The organism is Escherichia sp. S10b (genome assembly GCF_028421345.1).
Classification (GTDB): Bacteria; Pseudomonadota; Gammaproteobacteria; order Enterobacterales; family Enterobacteriaceae; genus ECMA0423.
The window spans coordinates 1-587 of sequence record NZ_JAHZSO010000134.1 but is presented as its reverse complement, the minus strand read 5'-3'; the positions used below and the strand labels follow the sequence as shown (position 1 = coordinate 587).

Genomic DNA, 587 nt, shown 5'->3' with positions numbered 1-587 from the left:
TGTCGATGCCAAGAGTGGCCTGACCCACAGCCTAGTCACCACCGCGGCCAACGAGCATGACCTCAATCAGCTGGGTAATCTGCTTCATGGAGAGGAGCAATTTGTCTCAGCCGATGCCGGCTACCAAGGAGCGCCACAGCGCGAGGAGCTGGCCGAGGTGGATGTGGACTGGCTGATCGCCGAGCGTCCCGGCAAGGTAAAAACCTTGAAGCAGCATCCGCGCAAGAACAAAACGGCCATCAACATCGAATACATGAAAGCCAGCATCCGTGCCAGGGTGGAGCACCCGTTTCGCATCATCAAGCGGCAGTTCGGCTTCGTGAAAGCCAGATACAAGGGGCTGCTGAAAAACGATAACCAACTGGCGATGTTATTCACCCTGGCCAACCTGTTTCGGGTGGACCAAATGATACGTCAGTGGGAGAGATCTCAGTAAAAACCGGAAATAACGCCAGAAATGGTGGAAAAAATAGCCTAAATAGGCTGATTCGATGTGTTTGCGGGAAAAAAATCGGCCCAGATCCGAGAAATTTTAATCAGCGAGTCAGCTTGGGAAGAAATGACCTGCTTATTCGCACCTTCCTTAA

Annotated in this window: 1 pseudogene; it reads left to right on the top strand. The window is 52.3% G+C overall.

Annotated elements, in window-relative coordinates:
* Positions 1–436 (top strand): annotated as a pseudogene (locus FTE26_RS08555) (IS5-like element ISKpn26 family transposase); the annotation flags it as partial.
* Between the last annotated feature and the right edge of the window lie 151 nt (positions 437–587).